The 18,682-nt window shown below is 71.7% G+C and carries 19 protein-coding genes; 10 read left to right on the forward strand and 9 right to left on the reverse strand.

The annotated features are described in order from the left end of the window. Positions 1–74: 74 nt before the first annotated feature. Together ACFY61_RS09395 and ACFY61_RS09400 are read right to left on the reverse strand one after the other, a co-directional pair. On the reverse strand, positions 75–497 hold the full coding sequence (locus ACFY61_RS09395) for a hypothetical protein (RefSeq protein WP_389469083.1): 423 nt from the start codon (positions 495–497) through the stop codon (positions 75–77). Further along, positions 494–1,435 (reverse strand): ParA family protein, encoded by a 942-nt coding sequence (locus ACFY61_RS09400; RefSeq protein ID WP_389469086.1) that lies wholly within the window; start codon positions 1,433–1,435, stop codon positions 494–496. Before ACFY61_RS09400 ends, ACFY61_RS09395 begins: the two co-directional genes overlap by 4 nt. Before the next feature lie 353 nt (positions 1,436–1,788). Here ACFY61_RS09400 and ACFY61_RS09405 point away from each other — a divergent pair, with 353 nt between their 5' ends. After that, positions 1,789–2,049, forward strand: coding sequence for a type II toxin-antitoxin system RelE/ParE family toxin (locus tag ACFY61_RS09405; protein WP_389469323.1), 261 nt, complete (start codon positions 1,789–1,791; stop codon positions 2,047–2,049). 132 nt (positions 2,050–2,181) lie between these two features. Here ACFY61_RS09405 and ychF read toward each other — a convergent pair whose 3' ends face one another. Continuing rightward, complete coding sequence (gene ychF / locus ACFY61_RS09410; RefSeq protein ID WP_389469089.1) at positions 2,182–3,270, reverse strand: redox-regulated ATPase YchF; 1,089 nt, start codon at positions 3,268–3,270, stop codon at positions 2,182–2,184. A gap of 295 nt (positions 3,271–3,565) precedes the next feature. Between ychF and ACFY61_RS09415 the strand changes: the two genes are divergently transcribed. After that, positions 3,566–3,961: a DUF6542 domain-containing protein gene (locus ACFY61_RS09415; RefSeq protein ID WP_389469091.1), complete on the forward strand. Its 396-nt coding sequence runs from the start codon at positions 3,566–3,568 to the stop codon at positions 3,959–3,961. A gap of 52 nt (positions 3,962–4,013) precedes the next feature. Here ACFY61_RS09415 and ppgK read toward each other — a convergent pair whose 3' ends face one another. Together ppgK and ACFY61_RS09425 are read right to left on the reverse strand one after the other, a co-directional pair. Next, complete coding sequence (ppgK, locus tag ACFY61_RS09420) at positions 4,014–4,778, reverse strand: polyphosphate--glucose phosphotransferase (protein WP_389469094.1); 765 nt, start codon at positions 4,776–4,778, stop codon at positions 4,014–4,016. Between the two features lie 21 nt (positions 4,779–4,799). Further along, a complete protein-coding gene (locus tag ACFY61_RS09425; RefSeq protein WP_389469097.1) occupies positions 4,800–5,786 on the reverse strand; it encodes a 4-hydroxy-3-methylbut-2-enyl diphosphate reductase in 987 nt (328 codons plus the stop codon). Between the two features lie 108 nt (positions 5,787–5,894). Here ACFY61_RS09425 and ACFY61_RS09430 point away from each other — a divergent pair, with 108 nt between their 5' ends. The 4 genes from ACFY61_RS09430 to ACFY61_RS09445 all read left to right on the forward strand — a co-directional run bounded on the left by ACFY61_RS09430 (position 5,895) and on the right by ACFY61_RS09445 (position 9,522). Beyond that, on the forward strand, positions 5,895–7,289 hold the full coding sequence (locus tag ACFY61_RS09430; protein WP_389469099.1) for an APC family permease: 1,395 nt from the start codon (positions 5,895–5,897) through the stop codon (positions 7,287–7,289). A 10-nt stretch (positions 7,290–7,299) separates the two neighbouring features. Beyond that, complete coding sequence (gene xseA, locus ACFY61_RS09435; RefSeq protein WP_389469102.1) at positions 7,300–8,511, forward strand: exodeoxyribonuclease VII large subunit; 1,212 nt, start codon at positions 7,300–7,302, stop codon at positions 8,509–8,511. Positions 8,512–8,577: 66 nt separating this feature from the next. Then, entirely contained in the window at positions 8,578–8,808 is a 231-nt protein-coding gene (locus ACFY61_RS09440; protein ID WP_389469103.1) for an exodeoxyribonuclease VII small subunit, read from the forward strand. A 120-nt stretch (positions 8,809–8,928) separates the two neighbouring features. After that, on the forward strand, positions 8,929–9,522 hold the full coding sequence (locus ACFY61_RS09445; protein WP_389469106.1) for a malonic semialdehyde reductase: 594 nt from the start codon (positions 8,929–8,931) through the stop codon (positions 9,520–9,522). Between the two features lie 100 nt (positions 9,523–9,622). On the opposite strand, the gene ACFY61_RS09450 is transcribed toward ACFY61_RS09445, so the two are convergent. Then, positions 9,623–10,186: a DUF4245 domain-containing protein gene (locus tag ACFY61_RS09450; protein WP_389469326.1), complete on the reverse strand. Its 564-nt coding sequence runs from the start codon at positions 10,184–10,186 to the stop codon at positions 9,623–9,625. A gap of 185 nt (positions 10,187–10,371) precedes the next feature. On the opposite strand from ACFY61_RS09450, the gene glpX reads away from it, so the two are divergent. Then, positions 10,372–11,403 (forward strand): class II fructose-bisphosphatase, encoded by a 1,032-nt coding sequence (glpX, locus tag ACFY61_RS09455; protein WP_389469109.1) that lies wholly within the window; start codon positions 10,372–10,374, stop codon positions 11,401–11,403. 226 nt (positions 11,404–11,629) lie between these two features. Here glpX and ACFY61_RS09460 read toward each other — a convergent pair whose 3' ends face one another. Then, positions 11,630–12,007 (reverse strand): WhiB family transcriptional regulator, encoded by a 378-nt coding sequence (locus tag ACFY61_RS09460; RefSeq protein WP_389469112.1) that lies wholly within the window; start codon positions 12,005–12,007, stop codon positions 11,630–11,632. Positions 12,008–12,137: 130 nt separating this feature from the next. After that, positions 12,138–12,833 carry a DUF1707 domain-containing protein gene (locus ACFY61_RS09465; RefSeq protein WP_389469115.1) on the reverse strand — a complete coding sequence of 232 codons (696 nt, stop codon included), beginning with the start codon at positions 12,831–12,833 and terminating at the stop codon, positions 12,138–12,140. A gap of 212 nt (positions 12,834–13,045) precedes the next feature. Here ACFY61_RS09465 and ACFY61_RS09470 point away from each other — a divergent pair, with 212 nt between their 5' ends. Together ACFY61_RS09470 and ACFY61_RS09475 are read left to right on the forward strand one after the other, a co-directional pair. Next, complete coding sequence (locus ACFY61_RS09470) at positions 13,046–14,713, forward strand: fumarate hydratase (protein ID WP_389469117.1); 1,668 nt, start codon at positions 13,046–13,048, stop codon at positions 14,711–14,713. A gap of 103 nt (positions 14,714–14,816) precedes the next feature. Next, on the forward strand, positions 14,817–15,584 hold the full coding sequence (locus tag ACFY61_RS09475) for a glycerophosphodiester phosphodiesterase (RefSeq protein WP_389469120.1): 768 nt from the start codon (positions 14,817–14,819) through the stop codon (positions 15,582–15,584). A gap of 67 nt (positions 15,585–15,651) precedes the next feature. Here ACFY61_RS09475 and ACFY61_RS09480 read toward each other — a convergent pair whose 3' ends face one another. Next, positions 15,652–17,172: a ricin-type beta-trefoil lectin domain protein gene (locus ACFY61_RS09480; protein ID WP_389469121.1), complete on the reverse strand. Its 1,521-nt coding sequence runs from the start codon at positions 17,170–17,172 to the stop codon at positions 15,652–15,654. A 108-nt stretch (positions 17,173–17,280) separates the two neighbouring features. Here ACFY61_RS09480 and ACFY61_RS09485 point away from each other — a divergent pair, with 108 nt between their 5' ends. Then, positions 17,281–18,672, forward strand: coding sequence for a class II fumarate hydratase (locus tag ACFY61_RS09485; protein ID WP_389469124.1), 1,392 nt, complete (start codon positions 17,281–17,283; stop codon positions 18,670–18,672). The last annotated feature ends 10 nt before the right edge of the window (positions 18,673–18,682 follow it).

The following is an 18,682-nucleotide window of genomic DNA, read 5'->3' on the forward strand; positions in this document are numbered from 1 at the left end:
CCCCCACAGCGCAGACGCCCCCCGTCCGCGATGATCATATCCCCCGCTCCGCGATCAACTCCGGTGTCAGTGCGCTACTTCTGCACCTCGCCTTCCGTGGTGTCCCCCTGAATGGCGTCGGACCGCAGCCGGTACCCGATGGTGGCCTCGACGATGCGTTCCTTGATCCGGTCGATGCGGTCGGTCCGGTGCAGGGGCAGGTCCATGGCCCTGGCGAGCTGCTGGAAGGCGACCCGGTTGAGGTGCAGCCCTTCCAGGTAGTCGTACCCGTCCTCACGCGAGGCCTTGCCGACCAGCACGTCCCTCACCTCGGCCGGATCGGGGATCTCTCCCGTACCGGTGTCGCTCTTGGCGGGGCGCCCCCGGGTGCTGAGCGTGATCCGCGCCCGGCCCGCCGCCAGGTCGGCGGCCTCCTGGGCGCTGAGGCCCTTCACGAAGTTCGCGACCTGCTGCAGTACGGCGTGACTGATCTCCAGCGAAGGCTCCATACCGTTCATGCTCCGATCCGCCGCAGGAACTCGTCGACCAGCCGTTCCAGCTCCTCCACCACCTGCCGCTGGCCGGCCGGCCCGCCCCCCTGCAGTACCAGGGGTTTCCCGATCTCGGGCGCGTCGGCGAAGAGCGTCTTGCCGTCCCGCACGTAGCTTTCGAAGACCGGCACGCCGAGAGACCTGGTCTGGGCGATGTAGGGACGCAGGGCGGAGATCGGCTGCCCGCCGTAGAACTGCATCATCGTGAACACGACCCCCAGGACCTGTGGGTCGACCTGCCCGTCGGCGTCGCCGTCGGAGAACTCCTTGGCGAACCGGTTGTAGTCGTTGACCAGCTCGCGCAGGCTCAGCTGGAGGTAGTCGATCCCCAGCGTGGAGAGGTAGTCCGCCCGGGCCGGAATGAGGATGTGGTCACTGGCGATGATGGCCGTCTTGGTGACGATGTTGAAGTTCGGGGGGCAGTCGATGAGGATGAAGTCGTAGTCGGCGAACTCGGGCTCGGCGAGGCCGTCCGCGAGGCGCCGGTGGATCTGCAGGTACTTCTTACCGACCTGTTTCATCGTGCCGCCACCCAACTCGGTGGCCAGTTCGAGGTCGACGTTGATCAGCCCGAGGTGCGACGGGATGAGCCGTAAGGCGCCGGCCAGCCGGCCGACGCGGGGCGCGTCGATGATGAGCGACGAGAGGCTCTTGGGCGAACCGTCGCTCAGGGAGTCGTACCACCGCTTGATCGTCCTCTTCGACTCCAGCTCCTTGCGCCAGTACTCCGGCTTCATCAGCGAGAACGTGAGGCTCGCCTGCGGATCCAGGTCGATCAGGAGCACCTTCTTGCCCCGGTGGGCGAGCTCGGCCCCGATGTTGGCCGTCACGGTCGTCTTGCCCACGCCGCCCTTGTAATTGATGACAGAAACTACGCGCACACCAGCCCCTCCCAGCGCGATCACGCTCCGACGAACCGGATGCTATGCGTCCACCCCCGCCCCGCGAGGCGGTTCACGCAAACCTCCCCCCCACCCGTGACCACCGGCCATCCCGTATCCCGGAGGAGCGGAACACCTGGCGCGCGGCCCGGCGGTCGCCACCGGCCGGCGGCACTTCGTCCGGACGAGCCGTCCGCCTCGTACGCCACCCCGGCCCGGCAGTCCCGAACGAGAGGCCGGTGCGCCCTACCGTGCCCGGGCGGAGCCGACCCGCATCGGCCCCGCCGCCACCGAGCCGCTGCATGGGCCGATGAATGCGCGTCGTCCCGCGGCCGCGCTGCCGCCCGTGATGCACCGCGAGCACGGCCGTCGGACAGATCCTCGACCACGTACACCGGGCCGGAAACGCGCAGGCCGAGCTTCGGAAGGTCCCACGCGACACGGCGCTGCGCATCCTGGCCAAGCTGACCGAGCTGGAGAGCGACCCCCTCGGCTTCAACACCACCGCGCTCGTGTCGCATCCGGAACGCCGTCGGCTGCGAGTCGGCGACTACCGCGCCGGCTACACGATCGACAACGGGGAGCTCGTGGTGTGGGTCGTGCACGTCGGGCATCGCTCCACCGTTTACGACACCTGACGCCGGCTGAACCGGCGTCAGAACATCCAGCACCCGTCCAGCACGGTGACGACGAAGGGGCCGACCCCGGGAGGAGCCGACCCCTTCTGGCCTGCACGCTTGATGAATCACCTCGCGTACGGCAACTAACGACTACACGTTGAAGCGGAACTCGACGACGTCGCCGTCCTGCATGACGTAGTCCTTGCCCTCCATGCGGGCCTTGCCCTTGGCGCGGGCTTCGGTGACCGAGCCGCAGTCGATCAGGTCGGCGAAGGAGATGACCTCGGCCTTGATGAAGCCGCGCTGGAAGTCGGTGTGGATCACACCGGCCGCCTCCGGGGCGGTGGCGCCCTTCTTGATGGTCCAGGCGCGGGCTTCCTTCGGGCCGGCCGTCAGGTAGGTCTGGAGGCCCAGGGTGTCGAAGCCGACGCGGGCCAGGGTGGCCAGGCCCGGCTCCTCGGCGCCGACCGACTGGAGGAGCTCCATGGCGTCCGCGTCGTCGAGCTCGGCGAGGTCCGCCTCCAGCTTGGCGTTCAGGAAGATCGCCTCGGCGGGGGCGACCAGGGCGCGCTGCTCCGCCTTGAAGGCGTCGTCCGTCAGCTCGTCCTCGTCGACGTTGAAGACGTAGAGGAAGGGCTTCGTGGTGAGGAGGTGCAGGTCGTGGAGGAGCTCGGCCTTCTCGGAGCCCTGGACGATGCCCTGGGAGAACAGGGTGTCGCCCTTCTCCAGGATGTCCTTCGCGGCCTCGACCGCGGCGACCTTCGGGGCCACGTCCTTCTTGATGCGCGCTTCCTTGGACAGGCGCGGCAGGACCTTCTCGATGGTCTGGAGGTCGGCGAGGATCAGCTCGGTGTTGATCGTCTCGATGTCGTCCTTCGGCGAGACCTTGCCGTCGACGTGCACGACGTTCTCGTCCTTGAAGGCGCGGATGACCTGGCAGATCGCGTCGGACTCGCGGATGTTCGCGAGGAACTTGTTGCCCAGGCCCTCGCCCTCGCTCGCGCCGCGCACGATGCCCGCGATGTCGACGAAGTCGACGGTCGCCGGGAGGACCCGCTGCGAGTTGAAGACCTCGGCGAGCTTGGTCAGGCGGTCGTCGGGGACGCCGACGACGCCGACGTTCGGCTCGATGGTGGCGAACGGGTAGTTGGCCGCCAGCACGTCGTTCTTGGTCAGGGCGTTGAACAGGGTCGACTTGCCGACATTCGGCAGGCCGACGATTCCGATCGTGAGCGACACGTTGGCGACTTCCCGTAGCTGCTGGAGGGTACGGCCCGGGCATGGGCCATCAGACAGTTTACGCGTGTCCTGGGGCCCGGATCCGGGGTGCGGCACCTAGCGTGGTGCCGTGGAGCAATACAGGATGCGGTCAGATCATCACCCCGCGCAGCGGACGGGTGTACGGCGTCCGCCGGCGCCCCGGCGGCCGGCGGCCGGTGCCGTGCCGCAGCCTTCGTCGCGCCCGTCGGCCCGCCCCCGGCCGCGGCCGCGGTCCGGCGCCGGGGCCGGGGCGGGCCCGGGTGCGGTGCGCCGGATGCCGCGGCCGCGGCTGACGGGCCTCGGCGGCGGGCTCTTCGCCTGCGCCGCGATGGTGCTGGCCGGCGGCATCGTGTGGCTGCTCTTCGACGCCTCGCTGACCGGGTACGGGGTGCTGTTCCTGCCCGTGGCCGCCGCGACCGCGCTGTGGGTGCGGCCGGCCGACCTGGTCACGGCCCCGATCTCGGTGCCGATCGCCTTCGCCGTGGGGGTGTGGCCCATCGCGGGCGGGTCCGGCGGGTTCGGCGGGCAGCTGATGGGCCTGGTCAGCGCGCTGTCGCTGCACGCCGGCTGGCTGTACGCCGGGACGCTGGTCGCCGGGCTGATCGCTCTGGGACGGCGGGCGGTGCTCAGCAGCCGGAAGCGGCTGGCCGCCCGCCGTCTCCACCTCTAGGGGGTCCGGCGGTCAGGTCCTCAGGCCGTCGTGTCGTCTGGTCGTCAGGCCGTCAGGCCGTCTTCTTGCCCGCCGCCGCCATCGCCGCGCCGACGATCCCGGCGTTGTTCTGCAGGGCGGCCGGGACGATCTCGGCCCGGATGCCCTCGATGAGGGGCAGGAACTTGTCGGCCTTGCGGCTGACGCCGCCGCCGATGAGGAAGCAGTCCGGGGAGAACAGCATCTCCACGTGGGCCAGGTACTTGTTGAGGCGGCGGGCCCAGCGTTCCCAGCTGAGGTCGTGGTCCTCCTTGGCCCTGACCGAGGCGCGGGTCTCCGCGTCGTGGCCGTTCAGCTCCAGGTGGCCCAGCTCGCTGTTGGGGACGAGCCGGCCGTCGGTGAAGAGGGCGCTGCCGATGCCCGTGCCCAGGGTGAGCATGACGACCGTGCCGGAGCGTCCGCGTCCGGCCCCGTGGGTCATCTCCGCGATGCCCGCCGCGTCCGCGTCGTTGAGCAGGGTCACCGGCATGCCGCCCAGGCGGGCGGAGAGCAGCCCGCGGGCGTCCAGGTCCAGCCAGGCCTTGTCCACGTTGGCCGCCGAGCGCGTGACGCCGTCCGTCACGACCCCGGGGAAGGTGATCCCCACCGGCCCGGTCCAGTCGAAGTGCCGTACGACCTCCGCGACGCACCCGGCCACTTCGTCGGGTGTGGCCGGGTGCGGGGTCAGTACCTTGTGGCGTTCGGCGGCGAGCTCACCGCGTTCGAGGTCGACCGGGGCTCCCTTGATGCCCGATCCGCCGATGTCCACGCCCATGATCCGCGTCTGCGTCTCCGTCATGGGCATACCGTACGAAACGGTCTACTCGTCCGCGACCAGTCCGGCGGCTTCGGCGCGCAGGTCGCGGCGGAGCTCCTTGGGGAGGGAGAAGGTGATGGACTCCTCCGCCGTCTTGACGATCTCGACGTCCCCGTAGCCGCGATCGGCCAGCCACGCCAGGACCTCCTCGACGAGGACCTCGGGCACGGAGGCGCCGGAGGTCAGGCCGACGGTCTCGACGCCCTCCAGCCAGGCCTCGTCGATCTCGCTCGCGAAGTCGACCAGGTGGGCGGCCCTGGCGCCGGCGTCCTTGGCGACCTCGACCAGCCGGATGGAGTTCGAGGAGTTCTTCGAGCCGACGACGATGACCAGGTCGGAGTCGGCGCCCATGGCCTTGACGGCCGCCTGGCGGTTGGAGGTGGCGTAGCAGATGTCGTCGCTGGGCGGCGAGACGAGCAGCGGGAACTTGGTCTTGAGGGCGTCGACGGTCTCCATCGTCTCGTCGACCGAGAGGGTGGTCTGGGAGAGCCAGACGACCTTGGACTCGTCGCGGACGGTGACCTTGTCGACGTCGTGCGGGCCGTCGACGATGGTGATGTGGTCGGGGGCCTCGCCGGAGGTGCCGATGACCTCCTCGTGGCCCTCGTGGCCGATCAGGAGGATGTCGAAGTCCTCGTTCGCGTACCGGATCGCTTCCTTGTGCACCTTGGTGACCAGGGGGCAGGTCGCGTCGATGGTGGCGAGCCTGCCGCGGGCGGCCTCCTCGTGGACGACCGGGGCGACGCCGTGCGCCGAGAACATGACGATGTTGCCGGGCGGCACCTCCTCGGTCCGCTCGACGAAGATCGCGCCCTTCTTCTGAAGGGTCTGGACGACGTACTTGTTGTGGACGATCTCGTGCCGGACGTAGACCGGGGCGCCGTACTGCTCTAGGGCCTTCTCGACGGCGATCACGGCTCGGTCCACGCCGGCGCAGTAGCCACGGGGCGCGGCGAGCAGGACACGGCGACGGGAAGCGGGAGCAGTCATACCGACCATCGTACGGCCGCGTCGCTGGGGCCGAAGATCGGTCCGCCGACAGAGACTGGGGCACAAGCGTGTTCGGCCGGTCACCCCAAGGAAGGCAGTGCGGGAGCGATGACGGAGGTCCGTGAGCGGGCGCGGGACGACGGCGGCCTGCGGCGGAGCCTCGGGTTCCGGGATCTGGTCGTGTACGGGCTGCTGTTCATCGCACCGATGGCCCCGGTGGGGATCTTCGGCACGCTGGACGCGCGCTCGCACGGCGCCGTCGCCCTGGTCTACGTGTGCGCGACCGTGGCGATGGCGCTCACCGCCTTCAGCTACGCGCAGATGGTGCGGGTGGCTCCGCAGGCCGGCTCGGTCTTCACGTACGCCCGGAAGGGGCTGGGCGAGGGCGCCGGGCTGATCGCCGGGTGGATGGCGATGCTGGACTACCTGCTGATCCCGGCCGTGGCGTACCTGTTCTCCGGGATCGCGATGAACGCGCTGGTGCCGGAGGTGTCGCGGTGGGTGTGGACGGCGCTGGCCGTGGTGGTCACCACCCTGCTCAACCTGTGGGGCGTACGGGCCGCCGCGCGGGTCGGCTTCGCGGTGCTGGCGGCCGAGGTCGCGGTGCTGCTGGTGTTCCTGGTGGCCGCGGTGACTGTGCTGGTCCGGGACGGGGCGCGGCGCGGCTGGCTGTCGCCGCTGACCGGGGACGGGTCGCTGGGCTTCAGTACGGCGGCGGTCCTGGGGGCAGTCTCGGTGGCGGTGCTGTCGTACCTGGGGTTCGACGCCATCGCCTCGTTCGCGGAGGAGGTGACGGGGGGTTCGCGGCGGGTGGCCCGGGCGCTGCTGTTCTGCCTGGGGCTGACCGGGGTGCTGTTCGTCGCGCAGACGTACCTGGCGGCGCTGCTGACGCCGGTCTCCTCGGCGGAGCTGGCGGCGGACCCGGCGCGGCAGGGGCCGGCGTTCTACGACGCGGTGGAGGCCTCGGTCGGGGGCTGGCTGCACGACCTGGTGGCGGCCTCCAAGGCGGTCGGGGCGGCGTTCGCGGCGCTGGCCGGGCAGGCGGCGGCCGGGCGGCTGCTGTTCGCGATGGCCCGGGAGCGGCGGCTGCCCGCGGTGCTGGCCCGTACCTCGGGCGGGACACCGCGGGCGGCGCTGCTGGTGGCGGCGGGCGTGACGATGGTGGCGGCGGTGTGGGCGGCCCGGCGGGACGACGGGCTGGACCACCTGGTGTCGGTGGTGGACGTGGGGGCGCTGGTGGCGTTCACCCTGCTGCACGCGTCGGTGGTGGGGTGGTTCTGGGTGCGGCGCGGCGACGGGCCGCCGAGCTGGTGGAAGCACCTGCTGGTGCCGGTGCTGGGCGCGGCTGTGACGGTGGCGGTGATCGTGGAGGCGTCCTGGACGGCCCGGCTGGTGGGGGCGGTCTGGCTGGCGGTGGGGCTCGGCGTGCTGCTGGCCCAGCGCGGGCGACGCGCGGGGGCCTCCCCCGGCGAACCCGGCGGCAGTGTCGGCGGCGCCGGTTAGCCTGCCTGTCATGGGTCTGAATACGTCGGCGGAGGCGCCGCTGCCCGTCGGCCAGGTGTCCCGGCTCATCGGGGGCTGGATCGAGCGGCTCGGCCAGGTGTGGGTGGAGGGGCAGATCACCCAGCTGTCACGGCGTCCCGGGGCGGGGGTGGTCTTCCTGACCCTGCGCGACCCGTCGCACGACATCTCGGTCAGCGTGACCTGCTTCCGGCAGGTGTACGACGAGGTGGCGGACGCGGTGGCGGAGGGCGCCCGGGTGGTGATGCTGGCCAAGCCGGAGTGGTACGCGCCGCGCGGCCAGCTGTCGCTGCGGGCCACCGAGATACGGCCGGTCGGCATCGGCGAGCTGCTGGCGCGGCTGGAGCGGCTCAAGCGCTCGCTGGCGGCGGAGGGGTTGTTCGCGGCGGAGCGCAAGAAGCCGCTGCCGTTCCTGCCCCAGCTGATCGGGCTGGTGGTGGGGCGGGCCTCGGCGGCCGAGCGGGACGTCCTGGAGAACGCCAGGCGCCGGTGGCCGGCGGTCCGCTTCGAGGTGCGCAACGTGGCCGTGCAGGGGGTGAACGCTGTCCCGCAGGTGATCCAGGCCGTCAAGGAGCTGGACGCGCACGACGGGGTCGAGGTGATCATCGTGGCGCGCGGCGGCGGCAGCGTGGAGGACCTGCTGCCGTTCTCCGACGAGCAGGTCGTACGGGCGGTCGCGGCGGCCCGGACCCCGGTGGTGTCGGCCATCGGGCACGAGCCGGACTCGCCGCTGCTGGACCTGGTGGCGGACCTGCGGGCGTCCACGCCGACCGACGCGGCGAAGAAGGTGGTCCCGGACGTCGGCGAGGAGCTGGAGCGGGTCCGGCAGCTGGGCGACCGCGCGCTGCGGGCCGTACGGGGGCTGCTGGACCGGGAGGAGCGGGGGCTGGCGCACGCCCTGGCACGGCCGGTGTTCACTCACCCGCAGCGGATGGTGGAGACCCGCGAGGACGAGCTGGAGTCCCTGCTGGGGCGCAGCCGCCGCTGTCTGGGGCACTTGCTGGACCGGGCGGAGTCGGAGCTCGCGCACACGCGGGCGCGGGTGCTGGCGCTGTCCCCGGCGGCGACCCTGGAGCGCGGGTACGCGGTGCTGCAGCGGGCGGACGGGCACGTGGTGCGGGCGCCGGAGGAGGTCGCGGAGGGCGAGGCACTGCGGGCCAGGGTGGCGGGCGGCGAGTTCACCGTCCGGGTCTCCGGCACGTAGACCCGCGCGGACCCGCGGGGACCCGCGGGGGTTTTGGTGGCACTACGACACACGAGGTGGCAGGGAATGGCCGAGGCGGAGACGACGCTGGGGTACGAGCAGGCCCGCGACGAGCTGATCGAGGTGGTCCGCAGGCTGGAGGCGGGCGGGACCTCGCTGGAGGAGTCGCTGGCGCTGTGGGAGCGCGGCGAGGAGCTGGCGAAGGCTTGCCGGCACTGGCTGGAGGGGGCCCGGGCCCGGCTGGACTCGGCGCTCGCGGCGCGCGAGGGCGGCGGGGAGGGCTCCGGGGCGGAGTGAGGCACGGCACAGGGGCACGAGCTTTAGTTGAAATTTCATCTATCTCGCCGTAGTGTCGTGGACGTCGCTCGACCCGTTCCGCGAGCTCCACCCCGTTCCGTGATGGAAGAAGGCATTCCGATGTCCCTCGTTCTCGACGCCGCCGCTCAGGACCTGCTGTTCCGCGAGGCCCGCACCGCCAACTCGTTCACCGACGAGCCGGTCACCGAGGAGCAGGTGCAGGCGATCTACGACCTGGTCAAGTACGGGCCGACCGCCTTCAACCAGACCCCGCTGCGCATCACGCTGGTCCGCTCCGCCGAGGCCCGCGAGCGCCTGGTGAAGCACATGGCCGAGGGCAACCAGGCCAAGACCGCCGCCGCCCCGCTGGTCGCGATCCTGTCCGCGGACAACGAGTTCCACGACGAGCTGCCGCAGCTGCTGCCGCACTTCCCGCAGGCCAAGGACATGTTCTTCGCCGAGCGCCCGGTCCGCGAGCAGTCCGCGCTGCTGAACGCCGCCCTGCAGGCCGCCTACTTCATCGTCGGCGTGCGTGCCGCCGGCCTGGCCGCCGGCCCGATGACCGGCCTGGACTTCGCCGGTGTGCAGAAGGAGTTCCTCGACGACGACCACACCCCGCTGATGGTGGTCAACATCGGCAAGCCGGGCGAGGACGCCTCCCCGTTCCCCCGCTCGCCGCGCCTGGACTTCGCCCAGGTCGTCACCACGGTCTGAGCCGCCGCGCCCGCACGACGCGAAGAGGCCGCCCGCCCCGGTTCCCCCGGGGGCGGGCGGCCTCTTCGTGTTCCCGTCGCGCGTTCGCGGCTCCGACCGCTCAGCCCTGGGACGATCCCTGCGCCGATCCCTGGGCCGCGCCCTGCGCCGATCCCTGCTTGAACTCCAGCGCCTGTGCCATCCTCGCCAGCTGGTCGTACGGCGCGGTGCCCGTCACCACCGTCACGTGGCCCTGCTCCCGCCGGACCAGCGCGTCGTACTTCGGGCCGTCCCAGCGCTCCCAGGCCGTGCCGCCCACCTGCTGGGTCTGCCCGGTGGCCGCGGCCGACCGGGTGACCCCCGCCAGGTACTTGTCCGAGGTGTCGCTGGACTGCTCCACCGCCACGTACTGGTCCTCCGGGTCGAGGAAGCCCAGGTGCCAGGCGTGGGCGTTCTTCTTCTCGTACGAGACCGAGGTCGCCCGCCACTCCGCCGGGAGCCCGGCCGGTGCCGCCAGCGGGTACGGCGCCGCGCGCCGCGCCGTGATGGTCTCGACCCGGTAGTCCACGACCCGGGTGGGGTCGGCCTTCTCGTCATGGGGGATGAAGAGGTAGATGCCTCCCACCACGATGCCGATCAGCGCCAGCGACCGGACCATGTCCCAGACCGTCTGCTTGCCTTTCATACCTGCCACGCACCCATCGTCCCGCATGGTCGGTACCGATCATCGCCAGGGGGTGGCCGAGCGCCGTCCGCAAGACCGGTACGCCGCTCATACGTGACCCCCTCTGCTCAATTTGTCGACCTACCGATAGAGTTCCAGCACCCTCACTTCACCCCGGCCGTCGTCGTACAGAAAGGTGCGCTCCGATGACCGAGCACAACCTGCCGCCCCAGCTCGAAGTCGCTCCCGAAGCTCCCGACCGCAACCTCGCCCTCGAACTCGTCCGCGTCACCGAGGCCGCCGCCATGGCCGCCGGCCGCTGGGTCGGCCGCGGCGACAAGATCGGCGCCGACGGCGCCGCGGTCAACGCCATGCGGACCCTGATCTCCACCGTCTCGATGAACGGCGTCGTCGTCATCGGCGAGGGCGAGAAGGACGAAGCGCCGATGCTCTTCAACGGCGAGCGGGTCGGCGACGGCACCGGCGCCGAGGTCGACATCGCCGTGGACCCCATCGACGGCACCACCCTCAACGCCAAGGGCATGCCCAACGCCATCGCCGTGCTGGCCGCCGCCGACCGCGGCACCATGTTCGACCCGTCCGCGGTCTTCTACATGGACAAGCTGGTCACCGGCCCGGAGGCGGCCGACTTCGTCGACATCAACGCCCCCGTCTCGGTCAACATCCGCCGCGTCGCCAAGGCCAAGGGCATGGCGGCCGAGGACGTCACCGTGGTCATCCTGGACCGCCCCCGCCACGAGGGCATCGTCAGGGAGATCCGCGAGACCGGCGCCCGCATCAAGTTCATCTCCGACGGCGACGTCGCCGGCTCCATCATGGCCGCCCGCGAGGGCACCGGCGTCGACCTGCTGATGGGCATCGGCGGCACCCCGGAGGGCATCATCTCGGCCTGCGCCATCAAGTGCCTCGGCGGCGTCATCCAGGGCAAGCTGTGGCCCAAGGACGAGGCCGAGCGCCAGAAGGCCGTCGACGCGGGCCACGACCTGGACCGGGTGCTGCTCACCAACGACCTGGTCTCCGGCGACAACGTCTTCTTCGTCGCCACCGGCATCACCGACGGCGAGCTGCTGCGCGGCGTCCACTACCGGTCGGAGACCGCGACCACCTCGTCGCTGGTCATGCGCTCCAAGTCGGGCACGATCCGCAAGATCGACTCCACCCACCGCCTGTCGAAGCTGCGCGCGTACAGCGCGATCGACTTCGACCGGGCGCAGTAGCGGGTCCCGGAAGTCAGGGTGCGGCCGGTCCGGCAGGGGACCGGCCGCAGGTACGCGCGAAGGGCGGTCCCGGTGCGGCGGGACCGCCCTTCCGCGTGCGCGTACGGGGCCGGCGTACGGGGCCGGCCGGGGCCGGCGCGCGGGCGTGCGTACGGGTTCCGCTCAGGGGTTCCGCGTACGCGGCCGCGCACGGGTTCCGCGTACGGCCCCGCGTACGTCCGGCCCGCTAGCCGGCGGCGGCCGCGACCGGGTCGGGGCCCGGGCTCTGGCGCAGCTCGGCGGCGCGGCGGCGCATCCGGGCCAGCACCACCCTGCGTTCGGCGGCGGTGAGCCCGCCCCACACGCCGTACGGCTCGGGCTGGAGCAGCGCGTGCTCGCGGCAGGCGACCATCACGGGGCAGCGGGCGCAGACCCGCTTGGCGGCCTCCTCACGGGACAGCCGCGCCGCGGTCGGTTCCTTGGAGGGGGCGAAGAAGAGCCCCGCCTCGTCCCGGCGGCACACCGCCTCCGCGTGCCATGGGCCGTCCTCTTCCCTGGACGGCACCCGCGGCTTGGGCACGGCCACGGCGGCTACCTGCAGGGGCTGATGCGGCGCATGCTGCACGGTCTACTCCTGACGACGGCTTCGCGAGCGAGAGACGATGCAGCTGTCCCTACCCGCTGTGCGCGCCCATATGCGCCCCGTGCCGCTCGGCGCGAATTCGACCGGATTCCGCCCGCGCACCCCCTCCGTTTCAGCCGTCGAACCGCTTCCGGATCCGGTCGGCGAGGTCCACGAGCCGGGCGCCCAGCTTGGGCCGGGCCTCGATGTTGCCCAGCAGGGCGAAGCCGCGGACCACCACGACGGGCGCCCTGGGGTCGGGCTCGCCCCGGTTCTCGCCGTGCACCTCGAAGTTGCCGAGCACCCCGCTGCCGAAGCCGCGCAAGGTGACATTCTCCGGAACCACGATCTCCACGTTGCCCAGCACCGCGGTCACGTTGATCTCGGTCAGCTGCTGCTCGAACACGGCCTCGGTGAGGTCGATGTTGACGTCGCCCATGACCGACACCGCACGGGTGCGGGGGCCGGGCCGCCAGCGGCCGCGGCGGGCCGAACTGCTGCACACGGCGATCACGTCGTCCGTGTAGCCGATGCCCGGCGGCAGCGCCGGACCGGGGGCGGACGCGGCTGCCGGAGACGGGCCGGGGTGCGGGCCGGGGTGCGGGCCGGCGGGCAGGTCCCGTACCAGGACGTCCAGCTCACCGACGGTCTTCACGGCGTACAGGGCGTCCAGCCGCTCGGAGTGCTCCTCGGCGGTGAGCCGGCCCTCGGCCAGGGCGTCGGCCAGGATCCGGGCGATGCGGTCGCGGTCGGCGTCGCCGGCGCGCAGGCCGGATGCGGGGGCGGGGGCGGGGGCGACAGGGGCAGCGGTGTGCTTTTCCAGGTCCACGCGACCCAGCATAGCCAAACACGATAGATCGCGATACTGCTTCGTCCTGGCCGCGCCCCGGCATCGCCCCGGCCGCGCCTTGGCCGTCCCGTACACCTCCAGCCCGGCAGTGAGCCTTACCTCACAAACACGGACACCGGCGGAGGACCTAACCTGGTTGACCGCGCTGCCAATAGGTCGTCAGTGCTGTCTGCCGAGTGAGGAATGGCCACATGCCGGAGTTCGCGTACACCGACCTGCTCCCCCTGGGAGAGGACAAGACTCCCTACCGACTGGTGACGTCCGAGGGCGTGTCCACGTTCGAGGCGGACGGCCGTACGTTCCTCAAGGTGGAGCCGGAGGCGCTGCGCAAGCTGGCCGAGGAGGCCATCCACGACATCCAGCACTTCCTGCGCCCGGCCCACCTCGCGCAGCTGCGCCGCATCATCGACGACCCCGAGGCCTCCTCCAACGACAAGTTCGTCGCCCTGGACCTGCTCAAGAACGCCAACATCGCGGCGGCCGGCGTGCTGCCGATGTGCCAGGACACCGGCACGGCGATCGTCATGGGCAAGCGCGGCCAGAACGTGCTCACCGAGGGCGGCGACGAGGAGGCCCTCTCCCGCGGCATCTACGACGCGTACACCCGACTCAACCTGCGCTACTCGCAGATGGCCCCGCTGACCATGTGGGACGAGAAGAACACCGGCTCGAACCTGCCCGCGCAGATCGAGCTGTACGCCACCGACGGCGGCGCGTACAAGTTCCTCTTCATGGCCAAGGGCGGCGGCAGCGCCAACAAGTCGTTCCTCTACCAGGAGACCAAGGCGGTCCTCAACGAGGCCTCCATGATGAAGTTCCTGGAGGAGAAGATCCGCTCGCTGGGCACGGCGGCCTGCCCGCCGTACCACCTCGCGATCGTCGTCGGCGGCACCTCGGCCGAGCACGCCCTGAAGACCGCGAAGTACGCCTCCGCGCACTACCTCGACGAGCTCCCCACCGAGGGCTCCCCGCTCGGCCACGGCTTCCGCGACCTCGACCTGGAGCAACAGGTCTTCGAGCTCACGCAGAAGATCGGCATCGGCGCGCAGTTCGGCGGCAAGTACTTCTGCCACGACGTCCGCGTGGTCCGCCTGCCCCGGCACGGCGCGTCCCTGCCGGTCGCCATCGCGGTGTCGTGCTCCGCCGACCGCCAGGCGGTCGCGAAGATCACCGCCGAGGGCGTGTTCCTGGAGCAGCTGGAGCGGGACCCGGCCCGGTTCCTGCCCGAGACCACGGACGAGCACCTGGACGACTCGGGCGACGTGGTCCGGATCGACCTGAACCAGCCGATGGACGACATCCTGGCCACCCTCACCAAGCACCCGGTGAAGACCCGCCTGTCCCTGACCGGCCCGCTGGTCGTGGCGCGCGACATCGCCCACGCGAAGATCAAGGAGCGGCTGGACGCGGGCGAGGAGATGCCGCAGTACCTCAAGGACCACCCGGTGTACTACGCCGGCCCGGCGAAGACCCCCGAGGGCTACGCCTCCGGCTCCTTCGGCCCGACCACGGCCGGCCGGATGGACAGCTACGTCGAGCAGTTCCAGGCGGCGGGCGGCTCCAAGGTGATGCTGGCCAAGGGCAACCGCTCGCAGCAGGTCACCGACGCCTGCGGCACCCACGGCGGCTTCTACCTCGGCTCCATCGGCGGCCCGGCCGCCCGCCTCGCCCAGGACTGCATCAAGAAGGTCGAGGTCGTCGAGTACGAGGAGCTCGGCATGGAGGCGGTCTGGAAGATCGAGGTGGAGGACTTCCCGGCGTTCATCGTCGTGGACGACAAGGGCAACGACTTCTTCCAGAACCCGGCGCCGGAACCCACCTTCACCCACATCCCGGTGCGCGGCCCGGGCCTGGCGTAGCCGGGCGGGAGGGGCTCCGGCGCGGCGGCGCGTCATCCGGTGTTCGGCCATCCGTGGGCGTCGGGTACCGGGCGCGCCGCCCGGTGCGGATAACGTCTGACCCATGACGCAGCAGTCCCTCCGCACCGGTCTCGGCGTGCGCGTCGTCGCGCACCGCGGCGCCTCGCACGAGCACCCCGAGCACACCCTCGCCGCCTACCGCCAGGCCATCGCCGACGGGGCCGACGCCCTGGAGTGCGACGTACGGCTCAGCCGGGACGGGCGGTTGGTGTGCGTGCACGACCGGAGCGTCGGGCGGACCTCCGACGGGCGCGGGGTGGTGTCCGCGATGACCTACGAGGAGCTGGCCGGGCTCGACTTCGGCGGCTGGAAGGGCCCCGGCCACACCGGCGCCCGGGTTCTGCGGTTCGAGGAGCTGCTGGAGCTGGCGCTCGGGGCGCCGTACCCGGTCGGGCTGGCCGTGGAGACCAAGCACCCGAGCCGGTCCGGTGGCCGCCTGGAGGCCGAGCTGGTGCGCGTGCTCAGGGCGTACGGTCTGGCCGACGGGGCCTCGGGGCGGGTCGAGGTGATGAGCTTCTCGCGCAACGCGCTGGTGCGGCTCAACCGGCTCGCGCCCGGCCTGCCCTCGGTGTACCTGATCGAGCGGGCCGTACGGGCGCCGCGGCCGCCGTTCGCCGGGCACGCGGGTCCCGGGATCGAGCTCGTACGCCGTGACCCGGGCCTCGTGGGGCGGCTGCGGGCCAAGGGGCTGCGGGTGCGGGTGTGGACCGTGGACGAGCCCGAGGACGTGGAGCTGTGCCTGCGCCTGGGGGTGGAGACGATCATCACCAACCGGCCGCGCGAGGTGCGGGAGTACCTCGACGCCCGCTGAGCCGCAGGGACGGCGGGTGTTGATCCGGCCGGGGTGCGCCGGCCGGATGCGGAGGGGCGGCTGCCGGCTAGGCGAAGCGCTGGTTCGCGGAGCCGTCACAGGGCTGGAGGCGGAGGGCCTCGCGTGCGGCGGCCGTGGTCAGGCACATGCCGGTCGCCGCGGCCGGGCGGATGGTGGCGCCGTCGCGGACGAAGTTCTGGTTGGCGCCGCCGTGGCAGTTCCAGAGGATCAGGGCGGTGCCGGCCGCGTAGCCGCCGGGGACGTCCAGGCAGCGGTCGTGCGTGAGCTCGACGTGCACGGACTGGTTGGCCGGGTCGTACCACCAGCCCTGGTTGCGGCCGCCGTGGCAGTCCCAGCCGGTGACCGGGGTGCCGTTGGCGCTGGCGCTGCCCCTGGCGTCGAGGCAGTCGCCGGTGGCGGCGTTGCGCAGCGGCCGGTACATGTCGTCCCAGGCGCCCGGCGTGAGCACCGGCCGTCCGGTCGACGCCGGGTCGGCGCAGGAGGCCTCGCGCAGGCCGGAGGAGTAGAGCTGGGTCAGGCAGGCCGCGAAGGCGCCGTGGCCGCGGTAGTTGGGGTGGAAGGACTGGCGGGCGGTGTTCTCGTCCCACGGGAAGTGGTCGCCGAGGTCCAGGTAGAGGCCGCGGGCCCAGGTGTCCTCCATGCACACCTCGTGGCCGTGGAAGAGCCGGGAGTTGTCCAGGTAGATCGCCCCGGAGTTGCGGGCGGCCTCGCGCATGCCGCGCTCGAAGACGGGAACGGCGTGGTTGCGGCCCCAGGTGGCGTCCGAGTCGTAGCCGGCGCAGCCGCCGGGGAGCTTGCCGGGGAAGCCGGGGTTGTCCTGGAAGTCGGGGCCGATGGGGCTGGGGTAGCCCATGACGACGAGCTTGTAGTCGGAGTCGGCGTAGCCGGCGTCGCGCATGACGGTCTTCAGGTCGGCGACGGTGGCCTCGACCTTGGGGCGCAGTCCGTCGACGCGGGCCTGCCAGCCGGGGGCGTACTTCGGCTCGCAGGCGCCCTGGCTGAGCACCCAGCGGGTCACGCAGTCGGTGATGACGGGGCCGAACTGCAGGTCGTCGTTGGCTCCGGCGACGAGCAGGACCATCTTGATGCGGGTGTTGCGGGCCTTGATGGCGAGGCTGTCGCTCTGCACGAGCTCGTCGGCGTACTGCTTGCCGCCGCCGATCCGGATGTTGCCGGTGTACGCGCCCGAGCAGGCCACGTTGAAGGTGAGGTCGGCGGGGATGCCGGTGCGGTGGATGGCGGTGTCGGGCGAGCGGTGGCACTGGTTGGAGGGGGTGTTGGTGGCGGGGTCGTAGTTGCCCACGCCCTCGCCGGAGATCTCGCTGTCGCCGAGGGAGATGAGGCCGGTCTTGCGCTCGGCCATCGGGCGGATCGCGGAGTCCCCGTAGATCCTGACGGCTTCGGCGGCCCGGACGGCCTCCAGGGCGGGTGGGAGCGGGGTGGCCGCGGGCGCGGAGGTCTGGGCCGCCTGCGCCATGGGGGTGATGGCGGTGACGCCGCCGAGGGCGGCCGCGAACGCCGCGAGCGCCGCGAGGGTAGATCTGAGTCCTGGTCGGATTCTGGCCATGCCTGGTCTCCCCGGTGTCGGTGTTACCCCCGGTATTTACTGGCGGGTAGGGGAGTTGGGAACACTTCTAACAAGACAATTGCTCAAGTTTCAGAGGAGGCTGTGGACATGACCGAAGGCCAGTTCCGGACCGAACACGACTCGATGGGCGAGGTGCGGGTCCCCGCCCACGCCAAGTGGCGTGCCCAGACCCAGCGCGCGGTGGAGAACTTCCCCGTCTCCGGGCAGCGCCTGGAACGCGCCCACATCGCCGCGCTGGCGCGCGTCAAGGCCGCCGCCGCGCGGGTCAACGTACGGCTCGGGGTCCTGGAGCCGGAGATCGGAGGGGCCATCGAGGCGGCGGCGGCCGAGGTCGCCGACGGGCGCTGGGACGAGCACTTCCCGGTCGACGTCTTCCAGACCGGCTCCGGCACCTCGTCCAACATGAACATGAACGAGGTCCTCGCCACCCTCGCCTCCGAGCGGCTCGGCCGCGACGTCCACCCCAACGACCACGTCAACGCCTCGCAGAGCTCCAACGACGTGTTCCCCTCGTCCATCCACATCGCCGCCACCGCCGCCGTCACGCAGGAGCTGATCCCGGCCCTGCGGCACCTGGCCACCGCCCTGACCCACAAGTCGGCCGAGTTCGCCGAGGTGGTCAAGGCCGGCCGCACCCACCTCATGGACGCCACCCCGGTCACCCTCGGCCAGGAGTTCGGCGGGTACGCCGCCCAGGTCCACTACGGCATCGAGCGGCTCCAGGCGGCGCTGCCCCGGCTCGCGGAACTCCCCCTGGGCGGGACCGCCGTGGGCACCGGCATCAACACCCCGGCCGGCTTCTCAGAGGAGGTGATCGCCGAGGTCGCCGCCGACACCGGGCTCCCGCTGACCGAGGCGCGGGACCACTTCGAGGCGCAGGGCGCCCGGGACGCGCTGGTGGAGACCTCCGGGATGCTCCGCACCATCGCGGTCTCGCTCACCAAGATCTCGAACGACCTCCGGTGGATGGCCTCCGGCCCGCGCACGGGATTGGCCGAAATCAATCTGCCGGACCTCCAGCCGGGTTCCTCGATCATGCCGGGAAAGGTCAACCCGGTGGTCCCGGAGGCCGTCCTGATGGTCGCCGCCCAGGTGACCGGGAACGACACCGCCGTCGCGGTGGCGGGCGCGGCCGGCAACTTCGAACTCAACGTGATGCTCCCCGTGATGGCCCGCAACCTGCTCGAATCGGTCCGGCTGCTCTCCTCCGCGAGCCGGCTGCTCGCCGACCGCACCGTCTCCGGCATCACCGCCAACACCGAGCGGGCCAGGGAGTACGCCGAGTCCTCCCCCTCCGTGGTGACCCCGCTGAACCGGTACATCGGCTACGAGGAGGCCGCGAAGGTCGCCAAGAAGTCGCTCGCGGAGCGGAAGACGATCCGGGAGGTCGTCCTGGAGTCCGGCTACGTCGACCGCGGCGACCTCACCCTGGAGGAACTCGACGCCGCCCTGGACGTGCTGCGCATGACCCGGCCCTGACCGTCGTGAC

Origin of the sequence: Streptomyces sp. NPDC012888 (assembly GCF_042900645.1) — a bacterium.
Taxonomy (GTDB): domain Bacteria; phylum Actinomycetota; class Actinomycetes; order Streptomycetales; family Streptomycetaceae; genus Streptomyces.